Raw genomic sequence first — 17441 nt, 5'->3', positions numbered from 1 at the left:
TGATTCATTTTGCGTGGCTCGTTTAAAGTACATACGAGAAGGAAATCATGTATTAACATGACGAGGATTCCTGCGGAATGCCAATAAGATGGAAGAAGGAGAGATGAAATCATGGAAGCGTTATACACAGCATCAGCAACGGTACATGGTGGAAGAGACGGTTCAGTGGCTTCTTCAGACGGGGTATTGAAGCATAAGCTGAGCACACCGAAGGAACTGGGTGGCGCAGGTGGGGACGCTACGAATCCGGAGCAACTGTTTGCGGCAGGCTATGGCGCATGCTATGAAAGTGCGTTGGCAAATGTGGCCCGTAAAGCCAAGGTAAAGGTGGACAATGTAGAGGTCACCAGCCACGTATCGATTGGCAAGGACCCAAGCGACGGGGGTTTCCAGTTAGCTGTGCGTCTGGATGTAAAAATACCGGGGATTGAGCGTTCCCAGGCTGAAGATTTGGCACGCCAAGCACATGATTTTTGTCCGTACTCCAAAGCCACTCGCGGTAACATTGATGTTGAACTCAACGTCATTTGATCGCATTTTTAAAAATTTCACACATGGCCGCCGATTGATCGGCGGCTTTTGCACCTAATTCTTGATTCGCTGAGAATGGCGTCCATTTGACATCATCGCCAAAATTCATTAAGATGTCATAGGTGATTCTGGTCATCAGGTACGAAACAAATTTGAAAAATACGGGTGATATGATGTCTTACAGACCGAATATTGTTAATTTCACGCTGGCTGGTAGCAACGAAAAGGAAGGGCTTTATGAGTTTAAAATGAGTTTGGCCGATGGAACGGAGTGCCGCGTTTTTTCTCAACGTAATCCGGAGTGGACTTTGACGAATATTAGTCGACTGCTAACGACGCCTTGCCCGGTATGCCATAAGGATTTTATCTGCAAGTGTATGGATCAGTTCCATGATGAGTTTTTAGAGCAAATTAATGCAAAACAGCTGTTTGAGAAAGCATTGAGCTAGTTTTTCGAACAGGCAAGGATTATACATTTCTAGACAAGCGTCGGATACTTTCGGCGTTTTTTTGTTTATAATCGAACCGTTGCGTTTTCATGCCGTTGATTTCTCTGTGGAGGTGAAATGCGTTGATGAACCAGTCTGATCATGTCCATACCGAACATTCCATTGTATTGGTGGATGGGGTATGCCACTTTTGTCAGGGAGCAACCCGCTTCATTATCAAACGTGATCCTAAGGGAATATTCCATTTTGGTTCCCTGCAATCCGAGGTAGGGCAAGAACTTTTACGTGCAGGTGGACTGTCTACAGATCAACTGGATACATTCGTTCTGATTGAAGACGGTACGTATTATACAAGGTCAACTGCAGCTTTACGGATTGCCAAACGCCTTCGTTTTCCATACCCGCTGGCCTATGTATTCATCTTGATTCCCCGCTTTGTGCGCAACGCAGCCTATAACTGGGTAGCGCGTAACCGATATCGTTGGTTTGGCAAGGATGAGGAGGATCAATGTCAGATCCCCCCACCAGAAATTAGGAAACGATTTTTTTAGTTGCTTTATTTATGTTTATTTTTACGACGATAATTACGAATCAGTAATATCACAGCTACCGCGATCAGTATGAGACCCGTAGCCGATACATACACGATATGGCGTACATTGGGTACGTTGACCGACAATTGTAGCTCGTTTGACTCTAATGGAGCAATGTCCCAATAGAGTGTTTTTCCATCATCCGACACACGGTCAGCATTGCTGGAAGCAGGCTGGATGGGCAGGGATAGGCTGAAGTTAAGATCCAGTTGCCGTTCTAGTAATTTGCGTGCGAACACATTCATTTGTTCTAATTTATCACTCAGGCCACGAGCTTCTTCAGGAAGCATCCGAGGCAAATCGAGCTTAAGCGTAAGATCCATATTGGTTGTAAAAAAATGCTGGCTCACTGCGCGATTTATTTCTAATCCCTCAGGCAGATTTAAACCCTGATCGGGATTTTTTTGGTTTGTACCCCAATCCCCTTGATAATGCCCCTTTATTTGATATCCCTTTCTCCCTTGTTCCGATAGCGGCTGTACGTCTACATTATTGCTTTGCATACGTTGAACTAATCGATCGAGCAGCCCCGGATTGTCCAACATCATCAGTGTCTGGTTGTTTACACTGAACGTTGCATCCATATCTACACTTTGATCCAGATGAACATCTATATGAATGTCACCCCGAGCACAGGAAGTTAGGGCAAACAGACAACACACCAGCATAAAAATGAGCAGTATTTTTCGTAACTGTATTTGCCGACGTTTGTTCCGATAAGGGCTGTATCCTGTTGGGTCCATGACCTGCACCTTCTTTGTATGGTTTCTTTGGTATAACGACTGGATATCTTCTATATATTACACATTCGGAGAGCCAAAATCGAACGATATAAAAGAATAGTTAAGATTTATATTTCAAAAATGTTTCCTTAGGTAAAAACTTTAGTGTATACTCTAAAATATAGTATGGATAAAAAATAATTGTCTCAAGGAAATAGTTTGTCCTAAAACAAATATTAAAAGGAGGATTTTAAAACATGAACAAGCAGTTTAAGAAGGCTCTGCCACAATGGGTAGCGACGGTTGGAGTGTTGTCTCTAGTTCTGGTTCTAGCGACTGCATGTACAGATGCCAAGAAGACAGAACAGGGAGCTACGAAAGAGGCGGGACAGAAAATAAAGGCTACGACTACCATCGGTATGATCTCTGACATTGTCGGGAAGGTCGGCGGTGCTCATGTGGAGGTCACGGGAATTATGAAGTCAGGCGTTGACCCACATTTGTACAAGGCGTCTCAGGGAGATATGCGTAAGCTGGATAAAGCCGACATCATTTTTTATAATGGGTTGCATCTGGAAGGGAAAATGCAGGACATCCTGGAGAAAATTAGCAAGCAAAAGCCTGTTATACCCGTGTCCAAAAACATTGCCCAAAATCAATTGCGTGCAGCTAGCCCAGAAATGGGATCTGAGTATGATCCACATATCTGGTTTGATGTACAAAACTGGATGTCTGCGGTAGAAACCGTCAGAGATGAATTGTCGGCACTTGATGCTGCTCATGCGGAGGATTATAAGGCCAATGCCGAAGCTTATCTCGCTGAGCTACGAGAACTGGACGATTACACGAGAGAGCAGATTGCCAGTATACCGAAGGCACAGCGCGTACTTGTCACGGCACATGATGCATTTGGCTATTTCGGAGACGCTTACCAGATTCAAGTAAGAGGCCTTCAAGGCATGAGTACAGAATCAGAGGCGGGCTCACAAGATGTGACCAAGCTGAGAGATTATCTGGTGGAGCATAAGATTAAAGCCATATTTGTAGAATCAAGTGTTCCGAGAAAGGCCATAGATGCGGTTATTCAAGGTGCAGCTCAGCAAGGTCATACGATAAAGGTTGGCGGCGAGCTGTATTCGGATGCTATGGGTGAAGAAGGTACAGAAGATGGAACATATATTGGAATGGTCAAGCATAACGTGAATACGATCGTTAGAGCTCTTAAATAAGGAGGCGTAGACACATGGGACATTCACCACTTGTTGTTCGTGATTTATCGGTAGCCTATCAAAAAAAGCCCGTTTTGTTCGATGTCTCCTTTGAGGTGCCGGAAGGTAAGCTGATTGGTATTATCGGCCCCAACGGGGCTGGCAAATCTACACTGATCAAGGCCGTGCTTGGGCTGATTCCAAAGCTCAGGGGCGAGGTGCTGGTCTACGGCAAGCCCTATAAGCAACAGCTGCTCAAGGTTGGATATGTACCGCAGCGGGAGTCGGTGGATTGGGATTTTCCAACGAACGCTCTAGATGTGGTTATGATGGGACGTTACGGCAGACTGGGCTGGTTTAAACGTCCGGGAGCAGCAGATCGTCAGGCTGCGATGGAGAGTTTGGACAAGGTTGGAATGAGCAAATTTGCAGACAGGCAGATTAGTCAATTGTCAGGCGGGCAGCAGCAACGCGTTTTTTTGGCGAGAGCGCTTGCGCAGGACGCTCAGCTTTATTTTATGGATGAACCGTTTGTCGGTGTGGACGCTGCAACAGAAAAAGCTATCATTTCATTGCTTAACGATCTGAAACAGCAGGGGAAAACCGTGCTTGTCGTTCATCATGATTTATCTACGGTCACGGATTATTTTGACCAGGTTATGCTGTTGAACGGGCATCTGATGGCATTTGGAGAGACCGCAGATATTTTTACCGAGGGAAATCTGCAACGTACGTATGGCGGGCGTCTGAGTATACTCAAAACAGGTTCGGAATCCGGCACGATACTCGGAGTGAGGTGAGCAGTATGACAAGCTTGGCAGCGCTTTTGACAGACCCGAACATGCAATGGATTTTGCTTGGATGTATTTTACTCGGTTTAAGCAGCGGGGTGATTGGCAGTTTTATGTATTTGCGTAAGCAATCGCTTATGGGAGATGCTTTGGCCCATGCGGCTTTGCCGGGGGTATGTGTGGCATTTATGATCACAGGCACAAAATCCATATTTGGATTTATGATTGGGGCAGCCATTGCAGGGATTGTTGCTACCTTTGCCATCAGTGCGTTAACTCGGTATTCGCGAATTAAAAGCGATTCGGCAATTGCAGCGGTGCTGTCCGTATTTTTTGGCTTCGGCATTATGTTGTTGACCGAAATTCAGCATAGTGGTGCAGGCAACCAAAGTGGGTTGGATAAATTTTTATTTGGCCAGGCTGCGGCAATGGTGTTGTCTGATGTCTATACGATGGCGGTAATTTCGATGGTGCTCATCGGAATATGTATATTATTTTTCAAGGAATTTAAGCTGCTTAGCTTTGATCCCGGCTTTGCCCGTGGACTTGGTTTTCCGGCAGGTTTACTGGATAAGTTATTGATGCTGTTGATTGTCATTGCGGTGGTGGCTGGTATTCAAGCTGTGGGCGTCATTATGATGGCTGCTCTGCTAATTACCCCGGCCGTGTCGGCAAGATATTGGACAGAGAAGCTGGGTGTTATGGTATGCCTCTCAGGCTTGTTTGGTGCTATAGCGGGTCTGGGTGGGACCGTTATTAGCTCTCTGGGACAAAACCTGCCTACAGGACCATTGTGCGTGTTGTGTGCGACTGTGGTATTTGGTGTAAGTCTGATCTTTGCACCACAGCGCGGAATGATTTCCAAGGCTATCGTTCGGTTGAACGCCAGAAAAAGTCTGGAGCAGGGAGTCGGAGCACAGCCCAGGGAGGAGCGTGCCCTATGAGTTCATTTTATGTGATTCTGACGGGAATGTTAGTGGCAGGGGGATGTAGTATCGTCGGATGCTTTCTCGTGCTTCGGAAAATGGCTATGATTGGTGATGCCATCAGTCATGCGGTACTGCCTGGTATTATCATTGCCTTTCTAATCATTGGATCGAGGGATTCGGTGTGGATGATGTTTGGTGCAGCCGTGCTGGGGCTTCTAACCGTGTATCTGATTCAGCTATTCCAACAAAGCGGTCTGCAAAGTGATGCTGCCATTGGCGTGGTGTTTACGACATTGTTTGCTATCGGTGTACTGCTGATCAGCGTGTTTGCTTCCAATGCCCATCTGGATATGGACCACGTTTTGTATGGGGAGATTGCTTATGTCCCGTGGAATACGATAGAGCTTGCTGGCTTCGATATAGGTCCGAGGGCTGTGTGGATTACGGGCGCAATGTTTTTGATCAATCTGCTCGTGGTAGGGGGCTTTTTCAAGCAATTTAAAGTCACTTCCTTTGATCCCGCATTGGCAGCTTCATTGGGCATTCCAGTTGTTTTTTTTCATTATCTGCTAATGAGTCTCGTATCACTAACGACAGTGGCGTCATTTGAGAGTGTGGGTGCAATTCTAGTGGTTGGCATGCTTGTTGTACCGCCTCTTACCGCTTATTTGCTGACGGAGAAGCTGTCCCGTATGATTGCATACAGCGTAGGAGTTGGAGTCATTAGCTCGATCGTAGGCTTTTATACAGCAACTGTATTAGATGCTTCTATTGCGGCATGTATGCTGTGTGTATCGGGTGTGTTGCTGCTTTTGGCTTTTCTATTTTCCCCGTCTCATGGTGTGGTATGGCGAAAGTTATTTCAACAACGGGGAATCATTGGCGAAAATAGCAAGTGAGTCTCGTAGGAAGTGATCCTATATGAATTACTCAAAATAGCGTGCAGACGGGCATAAAGTGCCTGAATGCACGCTTTTTTACGCTTATGCTAATCTGTGCGGCTTTTTTTGAGGCAAGCTTGTTGGGTCATCTTGAATTAACCGGGACACGGGAGTACATTCTTTACAATCACACAGAAGGATTCGGAACGAGCTGTTACGCTGCGGGGAGGAACGAAATTGGAGAGCTTCAAACGTAAATCACCAGAGGAGATACTGGATTCCATTAACAAATTGCATCGAGGCAGACTCAAAATATACATTGGTGCGGTCAGTGGCTCTGGCAAAACGTATCATATGCTGCAGGAGGGACAATCGCTGCAGCATGAAGGGATTGATGTTGTAATTTGTGCGGTATCGACTCTGCAACGGCGTGAGACCGTGGAACAGGTCGGCTCCCTAGAGCGAGTACCCAGTATTCATTGGATGAAGGATGGCGAGGAGCAAAAGGATCTGAATGTAGAAGCTTTAGTGGCACGAAATCCTGAGGTGGTGCTGGTAGATCATTTGGCACATCATAACCGAAAAGACGCCTCGTTTCCAACAAGGCTGGAGGATATTCGGTATTTGCTGGAGATGGGAATTAGCGTCATTACGACGGTCAATGTTTATGAACTCGAAGGGATCACGGAGTGGGTATATCAGCTGACAGGCTTTGAAGCGGAATATACGGTTCCGGTTGATACATTGGAGCTGGCGGATGAAATTCGTCTAATTGATGCCACCCCGGAGATGATTCTGGAACGGCTAGCGAAAGGTTACATGCATACGCCCAATCCAGAGATGTTTCACCGGGGAAATCTGGGTAAATTGCGTGAGCTCGCTCTGCGATTGGTGGCAGAGGATGTGAATGATTCGCTGGAACGGCATCGGGAGGAGCTAGGCTTGCACGGGGCGTCAGGAGCAGCAGAGCGTATTTTGGTGCCTGTCCAGTATCATTGGAATGGGTCCATTTATGTACGCAGGGGGGAACAGGTGGCCAAGCGGTTGGGTGGAGATATGCTGGTGGTCTCCTTTGTCAGCTCGAAACGCAAGTTGTCCAAGGAATCAGCAGCCTTCAAGCGCTCCATTGAGCAGTTGGCCGATAAGATCGGTTCGACATTTGAAGAAATCCCGCTCCTTTCCCGTAGAAGGCTACCACGTCAACTTATCCATTATGCGGTGACTCATAACGTTACCCGAATTGTTATGGGGCATTCTCAGCAGACTCCGTGGCAGGAGTTGGTCAAAGGTTCACTGGTGAACGGAATTTTAAAACGAATGAAAAATATGGATCTGCTGCTGATTGCGGACCGAGCCGAGCAGGAGGGTGAACGAATTTTGCCAACGATGAGACAGGAGGAAGGAGATACTGACCTGTATCATCGTTTGAGCGTTGAGGAAGTACAGGCTGAGGAAGCCAAAATCCTGCGCGGCAAGCTCAAGGTATATATTGGTGCTGCTCCGGGGGTCGGCAAAACATACACCATGCTGAGAGAGGGAAATGATCTGCTGGAAAGCGGGATTGATGTGGTGATCGGATTGCTGGAAACGCACGGAAGAGCAGAAACACTAGCCCAGGTAGGCTCTCTGGAGATGATTCCTCGCCAGTCTATCGAGCGTCATGGTGCACATTTGGAAGAGATGGACACTGAAGCCATTCTCAGGCGTAATCCTGAGGTCGTGCTAATTGACGAGCTGGCACATACCAACGTTCCGGGAAGTCTGAAATCTAAACGTTATGAGGATGTACTGGCCATTTTGGAACAAGGTATTTCTGTTATATCCACGATGAATGTACAGCATTTGGAGAGCTTGAATGACGCCGTAGAACAAATTACTGGCATTCGGGTGAGAGAGACTGTCCCCGACCATATGATGCGTCTGGCCGATGAAGTACAGCTTGTTGATGTGGCTCCCAAATCGTTACAGCAGCGTATGCGTGAAGGCAAAATTTACGATCGTGCAAAGGTGGAGCAGGCACTTAGCCACTTTTTTAAGCTGGGTAATCTAATTGCGCTGCGTGAACTTGCTTTGCGAGAATTGGCAGATGATGTAGATGAGCGGCTGGAATCCTGGGATCGGCACGAGTCACTTCGGGGACCGTGGCGCAGAGAGGAAGTGATTTTTGTAGGCGTGACGCTAAGCGAAAATGCTGAAAGGTTGATTCGCCGCGGTTTTCGTATCGCCTTTCGCCTGAAGGCTGTGTGGATTGTGACTTATGTTCATGTCGGTGAGCGTATACCGGAGAGGTTGAACCCTCGTCTGGAACAACTAAAGTTGCTGACCCACCGACTGGGGGGAACCTTTGAAATTCGGCTTGTTTCCAGCCGACGCGAGATTGCCGACATTTTGATTGCTCCAGTGGAAGGATATTCAGGCACGCAGCTCATCGTGGGGCAGTCTTCCCGAAGTAGCTGTTGGGGGAAGAGTGCGGTCGTGCCGAGGATTCTCCGTCAAGCACGTCATATGGATGTTCTTATCGTGGCGGATTATGATCCGGATATTAAGCTGGAGACAGATTATTAAAATGCCCAATCCATTCATAAATAGTCATATGCTGGTTACCGGTTGTTCACTGCTTCCATAGTATATTCTATCTCAAAGAAATGGAGGCGAGTTTGAATGTATAAACATCGTAAACATGATTGTCATTTTCCAAAGCCAAAAAAACGTGTTTTTAAGAAAATCATTAAGGTGACTGTCATTAAGTTTAAACCAAAATTTAAACGTGATCACTGGAAACATGAAGACTTTGATAAGAAATGTCATTGCCGGAAACGTCGTCATCATCGCCATCATGACTGTCATCGTCGTCACCACAAATTCTACTAAGTTGAAGATCGTAGGAGGCGGGGCTAGACTGCCCGCCTTCTCCTAGTACCAGAATTCTAAGAAAATACTTGCGCAAAAAGTACTTGCTCTAACACAGGTGCTATGCTATTCTACCAATAAATAGATTGCACGTGACGGAAGCACCGTTCACCAACCGTATGTACTTACGGATGGATGAACGGTGCTTTTTTGCGTTGTTGTGTTGGGAAAGGGGATAAGCATATTGGTTCCGGTAAAAGTGGTATTGGCCGTAGAAGGCCGGGATTATATTGAGCCTCTGCTGAATTATGTTCACGGAAGCGAGTACGCCAGAAGGCTCAGAATAACGGCTTTTTCGCAGCCGGAGGCATTTCATCAATACATGATGGAAACTAGCGGAATGAAAAGACCAGATGTGGTAGTAGGTGAAATGCCCTTTCTGAATCTATGGACAGCTCGGGAAGATGCGGATATTCCTTGTTTGGTATTGCATGAGGGAGAACAAGTAAGCGAATATGGGCAGCCTGTATTAAAATATCAGCCTTTATCTGAACTGGTCGGTTTTATTTTGGAAACGGCGAGACAGAGGTTGAATGGTCGGAAAAGCGTAAACAGTCGGGAAGGTGGAATGATTATCGGCATGGTGGCAGCTTCAGGTGGATTGGGCAAGACAACGGCCGCGCTCAATATTGCCAAGCAGCTGGGGAATGAGGGATATTCGGTATTCTATTTGAATCTGGAAACGGTGGATTCAAGCTCGTTGTTCACTGGTTCAGACAGTTCTAGCGGAGTACAAGGAGAAGGAGAAGGACTGTCCAGACTGCTGTATGATCTCAAGTCGGAGGAAAATGAGGGCACTTCGTTATCTTTGGCTTCGTATTGTGTGCGTTGTCCTGAAATTCAGGCTGATACGTTTCAACCTGTCTATAATCGCAAGGAATTGACAGACATGACTTGTGATGAAGCGAAAGAGCTCATTCGAACGATTGCTGAAAGCGGGCAGTATGATGTAGTGATCGTAGATTGCGATTCTGAAAATGGTGAGCGGGCTCAAGCCGTGCTTGAAGCTAGTCATAAGCTAATCTGGTTGCTCGCTGACGATTTAATGAGTATGCACAAGTGCGGATTATGGCTGGATGTTTTAGAAACTACGCAGCCTGAGGGGCTTGAAGCCATGATATGCAAAACCAGCTTTGTGGTGAATCGCTACATGGGAACTATGATCAATTCGTTACCTCGTGACTTCATGGAGCTGAACGGAGCGTTACCCTATATACCTTCATGGAAACAAATGCAGCATCGTGAGCTGCTGCTTAGTTCACCGATTTATCAGCGGGAAATTCGTCATTTGTGCCGCGAGCTGCTGGATATGGAGAGCACAGCACAGTCGACGGTTGCTTGGTCTTAAGGGGATGATGAACATGAATGAGGAACAATTTAAGGTATTGCGCGCGGATATTCGTAACGGGCTGGACGTAACGTCCTCGGTAAAGGATATAGATCTAGTACGGCATATCGAAAAGCGAATTTTACACGACGTAGAGCTGGCGAGCTTAACTTCCCGAGAAAAGCATGCACTTGTCCGCAAAATTTTCAACTCTTTCCGTGGGCTGGATGTGCTCCAGCCATTGATTGACGACCCGACCGTAACGGAAATTATGATCAACAGTCATCGGGAAATCTTCGTGGAGCGGGCAGGTGAGGTGATTCAGGTGCCCGATCAATTCGAATCCCGCGAACGACTGGAGGATTTGATCCAGACGATTGTAGCCGGGGTGAACCGAATTGTGAATGAGGCTTCTCCCATTGTGGATGCCCGACTAAAGGACGGATCACGTGTAAATATCGTGCTGCCGCCAGTTGCTCTCAAGGGTCCGACGATGACCATACGGAAGTTTCCCGAGCGTCCCATGACGATGGATGATTTGATACGAATGGGTGCACTCAATACAGAAGCCGCCGCTATGCTCAAAGACTTGGTACGTAGCAAGTACAACATTTTTATAAGCGGCGGAACGGGCTCTGGTAAAACAACTTTTCTGAATGCATTATCCCAGTTCATCCCTTCGTCTGAACGGATTATTACGATTGAAGATTCGGCAGAGCTGCAAATTGTGACTGTCCCCAACCTGGTTTCCATGGAAACACGGAACGGGAACACCGAGGGGAAGGGAGAAATCACGATTCGTGATCTGATTCGTTCCTCCTTACGTATGCGGCCTAACCGCATTGTGGTGGGTGAGGTCAGAGGGAGTGAGGCGTTGGATATGCTGCAAGCGATGAACACGGGACATGATGGAAGCTTATCAACTGGGCATGCGAATAATATCCGCGATATGGTCAGCCGGCTGGAAACGATGGTGCTCGGTGGGGCAGAGCTTCCGCTTGGAGTAGTACGGCAGCAGATCAGCTCGGCCATTGATATATTCGTTCATCTGTCACGGCTACGCGACAAATCCAGAAGGGTGCTGGAAATTAGCGAAGTGATTGGTTTTGAAAATGGTGAGGTGACGCTGAATCCCCTTTATCGCTTCCAAGAACACGGAGAAAGTAAAGGACAAATTGTAGGGGAACTGGAACGTTGTGGTGGGAGGCTACAACATACATTGAAGCTGCAAATGGCCGGGATCAAGCCGGAAATTTGGCACAAGGGAGGAGTATCGGCATGAGAACAGGAAAGGCGACTGCCAAGCAAGTGTCACGTGAGGTCCCTTCTCTGCCAGATTATACGGTGTATACATTATCGACTGCACAAAAAAGTATGTGCATTCTCTCTAGTGGAGTGTTGTTCGCGACGATCGGATATCTATTTTATCACCAATGGATATTATCGTTGCTGTGTGCTGCTGGAGCTGTGGTGATGCCTCGTTATTTTAGAAAGTTTTTGCTGCAACGACGTAGGTCTGCTTTAAGTATTCAATTTAAGCAGGCTTTATACTCGCTTTCGTCTTCTCTTTCAGCGGGAAGGTCGGTGGAGAATGGGTTTCGTGAGGCTGTAGAGGATTTGAGGTTGCTTAGTCCGGATGGAGATCACGATCTGATTTTTGAATTTAACATTATTACGGCCTGCCTCGAAATCGGACAGCCTGTAGAGGCTGCTTTGCAGGATTTGGCTCGTCGGGCTCAGATTGAGGATATTACGAATTTTGCGGACGTATTTGCGGCTTGCAAACGAACCGGAGGTGATCTGGTGGAAGTCGTACGACGGGCTTCAAGTGTCATTGGTGAGAAGCTGGAAATTCAGCAGGAGATCGGTGTAATGATTGCGCAGAAACGTTTTGAATCGAGGGTTATGTTTGCAGCGCCTTTTTTGTTTGTTTTGTTTATGACAGTGACAGCAGGAGACTACATGATGCCCTTATACAGCGGTACAGGTATGATTCTATCAACCTTTTGCCTACTGGTGCTTGGTGGCTGTCTTGTGTGGATCAACCACATTATGAAGATTGAAGTGTAAGGAGTGATGGGTGTGGTGACGTTGGTTTGTCTGGTTATGCTGGTTCTGCAAGTGGGAGGTTGGGTGGTGCTGAACCAAATGTACACTGCTAAGTATGCACATTTTCGCCATATGAAGCTGGAAGGACTGCGGCTGCAAAAACTTTCGGTGCCTTTTGTACACATGCTTCATGTTTCACGTGCCACTCATAGGTTGCCTTTGCTAATGTTCAAGCTACAGCGTTCAATACAGAAACTGTATGGTATGCGCAACAGCGGAGAAAAAACGATGCTTTTTCTGGCAGAAATGTTGGGGTACGGATATATGGTGGCTGCTGGTGGAGCTTTAATATCCATTATGATGGGCGGGGAAGCGACTGGACTGGTGCTTGGCTTGGGGCTCGGTGTTCTGGTGCCAGTAGCGCTGGTCAAGGATTTGCATGGAAAAGTACAGAAGCGGGATCAGCAAATCTTAATGGAATTGCCTGAATTATTGAGTAAAATGATGCTTTTGGTTGGTGCGGGAGAGACAGTACAACGGGCTTTGCTTCATTGCGTGGAGCGTAAAGGGGCGGATACGGTACACCCATTGTATCGAGAATTGCTGCAGACAGTGGGGGAATGGGAAAGTGGCTATTCCTTTCAACAGGCATTTGAACATCTGAGCAAACGTTGTGGTATTCAAGAAGTGACAATATTTACAACGACAGTTTTATTGAATATGAGGCGTGGCGGGAGCGATTTTGTAATGGCTTTACGTGAGTTATCTCAGACGTTATGGAGCAAGAGGACTTCAATTAGCCGCACAAGAGGGGAACAGGCTTCTTCAAAGTTAGTCTTCCCGATGGCACTAATTTTGCTAACGGTCATTGTGCTGGTGGGTGCTCCGGCTTTAATGATGATGAATATGTAGGAGGAATAAAATGATGATGACAATTGTAGCAGGTAGTATTCGTAAATTGCACAAGGATGAGGATGGTTTGGGGACGTTAGAAATGATCCTGATCATTGCGATTCTGATTGCGGTGGCCATTATTTTTAAAGATCAGATCAAGAAAATTGTAGAAGGGCTGTTGAAAAAGGCGGATAAAAAAAGTAACGATTTTATGGATTCATAATGCTGTGCAAATTGGTACAAAAAGAGGACGGAAGCTTCTCCTTGGAGGCTTCCCTCGTCTTTCCCATTTTGCTGCTGGTTATTTTTATAATGTTATTCTTTTGCCTGTATATATATCAAAAATCTATATTGGTGCAGGTTGCCTCTACTGCTTCGGAAAGAGCCGCTTACAGTTGGGATAACAGCTTTAAGGACCCGCGTACGGGAGCATTTGCGCAAGGGCGACGGGATTCTCTTTATTGGCGCTTGAAGGATGACGTTATGTTAGGCGCCCTGTTTGGCTGGGCCGGAGCCAATAATCAGGAAAGTGTACAGGTACCGGGCGGCAATGAAGGAGGCTCGTTACCTGCCCAGAAGCTGTCCAATGCAGAAAATAGAATGCCTGCGGGTATGCATGGGCAGATGACATATGAGAACAGTATGATTCACCGTAAGGTGACCACAGAGCTAAATAAGATCGTGGAGGTACCTTTGTTGAATCAGTTTTTAGATCATACAGATTTACAAGGAAAAATGAGCTCGGGTGTGGTGGAACCTGTGGAATGGATTCGTACAGTCGAGTTGGTCCGTTATTATGGTGCGAAGTTTATGGGTAGAGGCTCAGGTGAAAAGGTAGATCCGGCAATTGTAGGGAAAGTATTGATGCAATATGGGAAAAACAGTCAGTAAGGAGTAGTTAACGGGAATATAACTGGAAAGGAGGAAGCGGGTGTTTGGTAAGGGACGAAATACAAAGGACGGAGAATCAGGTGCTGTCACGGTATTCCTCATTCTGATTTTGGCGGTCATGTTCGGTTTTATTGCTGTATTTATTGATTACGCTAGAATTGCTGCGCTGCATGTGCAGACTGAACGGCTGACCCATGCAGCAGTACGGTCAGTGATGTCTGCTTATGATCCGGCATTACAACAGGAGTACGGTTTGTTTGCTTATGGTGAAGGCGGCGGCGAACAAATTATGGTCAAAGTGCTGAATGACAGTGCGCGGCGTACGGCGCGCGCGGAAACGCTACCGCTAATGAATATGAAGCTGGATTCCAGTTCACTGCAAATGGAAAGGGAGCTTGGTAAATATGCCATATTTAACGAGCAGATCCGTGAAGAGATGAAGTATAAAGCGCCTGTCGATTTTACAATGGAAGTGCTAGAAAAGCTAAAGCCACTCTCTCAAAATATGAAGGAGGCTTCACACACGGTAGATTTGCTGAAACGGCTGCAAAAGCTGTATGACAGACGTGAGGCCAAACTGGATGACATGCTGGAGAAACAGCGTAAGGCAGGAGCTTATATGGAAGAGGTTCGCAAACGGATTATTAAACAGAGGGGGACATATATGCCTAATCAGTATATATGGGACCCACTTGAAGTTGTAGCCGACATTGCTGCTCAATATAAGCATTACGTACATGTATATGAGGACAACAAGAAGAGTGTGGATGACGTTAAAATCATGCAGATGGAGAAATATGCAAAAAGGGCAAGGAAAGCACTGGATCGCCTGCGACAGGTCATGGTTCAGACTGGAGAGGAGCATGATAAGCTGCTTCTGCAAGCCAAGGAACCGTTAAATGAAGCCCGGCAGATTAATGAAGAAATGCGCAAAGTCATTGTTCAATATAAGCAGAGGGCGGCCAATGCAGGCTATGACGAAGTTTCTGCAGCCCCCACCCCAAGCGGAGCAGGCTCCAACGCTGGTCCGTCTGTAGGAAGTGCCCGGCAAAGGGCAGAGGATTTGTTGATTCCCAACAATGAATTTGAGCAATGGGAAGCAGGAATCGAAAAGCAAAGGATCGCAATAAACACTGCTAACAATAGAATAACGAGCATGATGCGTACACTGTCTTTCTATACAGATCCATTTTTGAATGCAGACATGCTCAAGCAAGAAGTTGCTTCAACGCTCAAGGAGATAGATAAATACTTAAATGCATATGCTTGGGCGGGACCCGCCAATGTACTCGACGGTGAGGCCAGAACGATGGATACGCGACGCGGCCCTGACAAAGAGCGCAAAAAAATGGAAAGAGAGGCAAAAAACAAGCTCAAGCAAGCCTATCGGATCATTGAGGTTCTTTCTAAAGGTAAACAAAGTGCTGAGCAATTCCGAGTATTGGAGCAGTATTACAATGAAAGTATTTCGTTCAATCAGTCTTCATCCAGTCCATCTGTATCCACTGATTTGTCCTATGACACCTATGATGCAACGGGGGCTTCCATGGATAGAATGGATGGTCTATATGAGGCGGCATCTAACTTACTAATTCAACTGGGAGACGAGTTTTACCAGAATGAGTACGCGCTTTCTTACTTCCATCATGTGGACTTCAGCCGATTTGGTAGTTTGGCCGGATCAGGTGGAAATGTGGGTAATGCTGCACAGATTTTAGGGGACCAGCTGGAAGTGAATAATCAGGAAGTTGAGTACATCTTGTATGGGTTTCATAATCCGACGGGTAATCTGGCAGCTGCCTATGGGGAGATTTTTGCTATGAGGCTTGCCATTCGAACGATGGAGGGACTGGTCAAAAACAGTTCAAAGGGTAACCCGTTGGTCGTTTTGGCGGCAGCTTTGTTATATGGAGTAGAGAAGGCGATTGAAGATATGATCATGCTGGCGCAAAAAGGGGATGTGCCTTTGTCTGATTTTCTGAAATTTCGAATGACTTACAAGGATCATTTGCGATTGTTCCTGATGCTCCATAGCAATAATGAACGAAAAATGTCCCGTATGCTTGCTCTGATCCGCCTGAATACAGATGTCAATCCAGCTGAGCGACGGACGTATGCGAAGGGTGAGGTCAAGAATGGGATGAGGCTGTGGTTTCTACCTGGAGTAATGAAAATGCTCGGAACCGCCTCCAAAGAAGGCGAGAGTATTAAGGGAAGTGTGTACTATGTCACGAAAACAGCGCATTTTTTCTATTAATCATTATCTACGGCAGGCTTGTGGATTGAAGCAGCGTGAACAAGGAAGTATTGTTTTAGAAGCGTCACTGGTATTGCCATTGTTTTTGTTTTTTATTATTTTTCTCATTTATATGGTCCAAATGACACTGGTCTCCACAGCCTTGCAGACTACTGCTTCAGAAACGGTTAAGCAGGTTTCGGCTAAAATCTACCCGGTGTCTCTAGCCGTGGAGGCGGCGTCCGCTAAAATAGATGCAGTCCGCAAACCGCTAGATGAACTTCCTAAGTTATCTGTGAGTGAATATGCAAGCCAATTCGCTGCCCAACTGCCACCTCCAATCGGCGACTGGGTAGAAAACGCTGTTCAAGGCGGTCAAAAGCCGCTGGAGGAGCTGCGGGGACGCTTGACGGAGGCTGCACTTGATCCTGTTCTGAAGCCGATGCTAAAGCCTTTTATGGAGAAAAGTATTCTGGAGTATGACCGTATTCATATAACGAGCGTACATGTACCCTCTCTTACAGAAACTAAGGACCCTTATTTTAGAGTAGAGCTATCGTATGAACTACCGATGAAAGTCCCCTTTTTGTATCGCAACATTGTGCTCCAAGCGGCGGCTGAGGAACGTCTTTGGATTGGTGATACAGGAGAGGGAGCAGGTACAGGTGATGAAACAGGGGATAAGGATGCGCAGCATTCCATACAGTTGCTTGTCAAGCCTGAGCCTGCTGTGAAGGGTGTATACAATTTGATCAAGGCCAAGGTTGAACCTGCGACGAATGCTACCCTTTCTGTACTTTATAAGTCAGGTGAAAGCACAGCTCAACACTTGGGCTGGACCTCAGCCAATGCAGATGGGATTGTTGAATGGAACTGGTTTGTAGGAACAAACACAACATCAGGTCAATGGAGCTTTGTAATTGAAACGGAGGATGGCCAACGTATTGAGGTTCCGTTTTCTGTGCAGAAGACAACTGATGGATAGGCTAGATATAGACTTATTGAGATAACTACAATGAAAAATGATTTG

At 46.5% G+C, this 17441-nt stretch carries 17 protein-coding genes; 16 read left to right on the top strand and 1 reads right to left on the bottom strand.

The genetic code is table 11. From position 1 onward, the window contains the following. The first annotated feature begins 111 nt into the window (after positions 1-111). The 3 genes from OIU26_RS07690 to OIU26_RS07680 all read left to right on the top strand — a co-directional run bounded on the left by OIU26_RS07690 (position 112) and on the right by OIU26_RS07680 (position 1531). A complete protein-coding gene (locus tag OIU26_RS07690) occupies positions 112-531 on the top strand; it encodes an organic hydroperoxide resistance protein (RefSeq protein WP_013369947.1) in 420 nt (139 codons plus the stop codon). A gap of 122 nt (positions 532-653) precedes the next feature. Next, a complete protein-coding gene (locus tag OIU26_RS07685) occupies positions 654-980 on the top strand; it encodes a hypothetical protein (protein ID WP_013369949.1) in 327 nt (108 codons plus the stop codon). A 125-nt stretch (positions 981-1105) separates the two neighbouring features. Next, positions 1106-1531, top strand: coding sequence for a thiol-disulfide oxidoreductase DCC family protein (locus OIU26_RS07680; protein WP_058711850.1), 426 nt, complete (start codon positions 1106-1108; stop codon positions 1529-1531). Between the two features lie 5 nt (positions 1532-1536). Here the strand turns inward: OIU26_RS07680 and OIU26_RS07675 are convergent, their stop codons facing one another. After that, complete coding sequence (locus OIU26_RS07675) at positions 1537-2316, bottom strand: DUF3153 domain-containing protein (protein ID WP_264216439.1); 780 nt, start codon at positions 2314-2316, stop codon at positions 1537-1539. Between the two features lie 236 nt (positions 2317-2552). Between OIU26_RS07675 and OIU26_RS07670 the strand changes: the two genes are divergently transcribed. From OIU26_RS07670 to OIU26_RS07610, 13 genes are all read left to right on the top strand, one after another. Next, on the top strand, positions 2553-3524 hold the full coding sequence (locus OIU26_RS07670) for a metal ABC transporter solute-binding protein, Zn/Mn family (RefSeq protein ID WP_264216438.1): 972 nt from the start codon (positions 2553-2555) through the stop codon (positions 3522-3524). 14 nt (positions 3525-3538) lie between these two features. After that, positions 3539-4303 carry a metal ABC transporter ATP-binding protein gene (locus tag OIU26_RS07665; RefSeq protein WP_013369953.1) on the top strand — a complete coding sequence of 255 codons (765 nt, stop codon included), beginning with the start codon at positions 3539-3541 and terminating at the stop codon, positions 4301-4303. Positions 4304-4308: 5 nt separating this feature from the next. Further along, complete coding sequence (locus OIU26_RS07660; RefSeq protein WP_264216772.1) at positions 4309-5238, top strand: metal ABC transporter permease; 930 nt, start codon at positions 4309-4311, stop codon at positions 5236-5238. Further along, complete coding sequence (locus OIU26_RS07655; RefSeq protein ID WP_264216437.1) at positions 5235-6122, top strand: metal ABC transporter permease; 888 nt, start codon at positions 5235-5237, stop codon at positions 6120-6122. Before OIU26_RS07660 ends, OIU26_RS07655 begins: the two co-directional genes overlap by 4 nt. A 219-nt stretch (positions 6123-6341) precedes the next feature. Then, a complete protein-coding gene (locus OIU26_RS07650; RefSeq protein WP_264216436.1) occupies positions 6342-8669 on the top strand; it encodes a histidine kinase in 2328 nt (775 codons plus the stop codon). Positions 8670-9198: 529 nt separating this feature from the next. Further along, positions 9199-10362, top strand: a complete 1164-nt coding sequence (locus tag OIU26_RS07645; RefSeq protein WP_264216435.1) for an AAA family ATPase — start codon at positions 9199-9201, stop codon at positions 10360-10362. 13 nt (positions 10363-10375) lie between these two features. After that, complete coding sequence (locus tag OIU26_RS07640; RefSeq protein WP_264216434.1) at positions 10376-11623, top strand: CpaF family protein; 1248 nt, start codon at positions 10376-10378, stop codon at positions 11621-11623. Next, positions 11620-12411 (top strand): type II secretion system F family protein, encoded by a 792-nt coding sequence (locus OIU26_RS07635; protein ID WP_013369961.1) that lies wholly within the window; start codon positions 11620-11622, stop codon positions 12409-12411. The genes OIU26_RS07640 and OIU26_RS07635 overlap by 4 nt, the downstream gene beginning before the upstream one ends. A gap of 6 nt (positions 12412-12417) precedes the next feature. Then, positions 12418-13302 (top strand): type II secretion system F family protein, encoded by an 885-nt coding sequence (locus OIU26_RS07630; RefSeq protein WP_264216433.1) that lies wholly within the window; start codon positions 12418-12420, stop codon positions 13300-13302. Between the two features lie 10 nt (positions 13303-13312). Further along, positions 13313-13507: a Flp1 family type IVb pilin gene (locus tag OIU26_RS07625; RefSeq protein WP_013369963.1), complete on the top strand. Its 195-nt coding sequence runs from the start codon at positions 13313-13315 to the stop codon at positions 13505-13507. Next, positions 13507-14175: a TadE family protein gene (locus OIU26_RS07620; RefSeq protein ID WP_264216432.1), complete on the top strand. Its 669-nt coding sequence runs from the start codon at positions 13507-13509 to the stop codon at positions 14173-14175. The genes OIU26_RS07625 and OIU26_RS07620 overlap by 1 nt, the downstream gene beginning before the upstream one ends. Positions 14176-14215: 40 nt before the next feature. Beyond that, positions 14216-16432, top strand: a complete 2217-nt coding sequence (locus OIU26_RS07615) for a DUF5702 domain-containing protein (RefSeq protein WP_264216431.1) — start codon at positions 14216-14218, stop codon at positions 16430-16432. Continuing rightward, positions 16401-17396, top strand: coding sequence for a pilus assembly protein (locus tag OIU26_RS07610; RefSeq protein WP_264216430.1), 996 nt, complete (start codon positions 16401-16403; stop codon positions 17394-17396). Before OIU26_RS07615 ends, OIU26_RS07610 begins: the two co-directional genes overlap by 32 nt. Positions 17397-17441 lie beyond the last annotated feature (45 nt).

This window comes from Paenibacillus sp. BT-177 (genome assembly GCF_025846815.2).
GTDB classification, from domain to species: Bacteria; Bacillota; Bacilli; order Paenibacillales; family Paenibacillaceae; genus Paenibacillus; species Paenibacillus polymyxa_C.
The sequence above is the reverse complement of the archived record's forward strand: the minus strand, read 5'-3'. Positions and strand labels throughout refer to the sequence as shown.

Bases quoted from the DNA above. Each gene is read 5' to 3' on its own strand.
- OIU26_RS07690 (WP_013369947.1), top strand. From the start codon at position 112: ATGGAAGCGTTATACACAGCATCAGCAACGGTACATGGTGGAAGAGAC.
- OIU26_RS07680 (WP_058711850.1), top strand. From the start codon at position 1,106: ATGAACCAGTCTGATCATGTCCATACCGAACATTCCATTGTATTGGTG.
- OIU26_RS07675 (WP_264216439.1), bottom strand. From the start codon at position 2,316: ATGGACCCAACAGGATACAGCCCTTATCGGAACAAACGTCGGCAAATA.
- OIU26_RS07670 (WP_264216438.1), top strand. From the start codon at position 2,553: ATGAACAAGCAGTTTAAGAAGGCTCTGCCACAATGGGTAGCGACGGTT.
- OIU26_RS07665 (WP_013369953.1), top strand. From the start codon at position 3,539: ATGGGACATTCACCACTTGTTGTTCGTGATTTATCGGTAGCCTATCAA.
- OIU26_RS07660 (WP_264216772.1), top strand. From the start codon at position 4,309: ATGACAAGCTTGGCAGCGCTTTTGACAGACCCGAACATGCAATGGATT.
- OIU26_RS07655 (WP_264216437.1), top strand. From the start codon at position 5,235: ATGAGTTCATTTTATGTGATTCTGACGGGAATGTTAGTGGCAGGGGGA.
- OIU26_RS07640 (WP_264216434.1), top strand. From the start codon at position 10,376: ATGAATGAGGAACAATTTAAGGTATTGCGCGCGGATATTCGTAACGGG.
- OIU26_RS07635 (WP_013369961.1), top strand. From the start codon at position 11,620: ATGAGAACAGGAAAGGCGACTGCCAAGCAAGTGTCACGTGAGGTCCCT.
- OIU26_RS07630 (WP_264216433.1), top strand. From the start codon at position 12,418: ATGGGTGTGGTGACGTTGGTTTGTCTGGTTATGCTGGTTCTGCAAGTG.
- OIU26_RS07625 (WP_013369963.1), top strand. From the start codon at position 13,313: ATGATGATGACAATTGTAGCAGGTAGTATTCGTAAATTGCACAAGGAT.
- OIU26_RS07620 (WP_264216432.1), top strand. From the start codon at position 13,507: ATGCTGTGCAAATTGGTACAAAAAGAGGACGGAAGCTTCTCCTTGGAG.
- OIU26_RS07610 (WP_264216430.1), top strand. From the start codon at position 16,401: ATGTCACGAAAACAGCGCATTTTTTCTATTAATCATTATCTACGGCAG.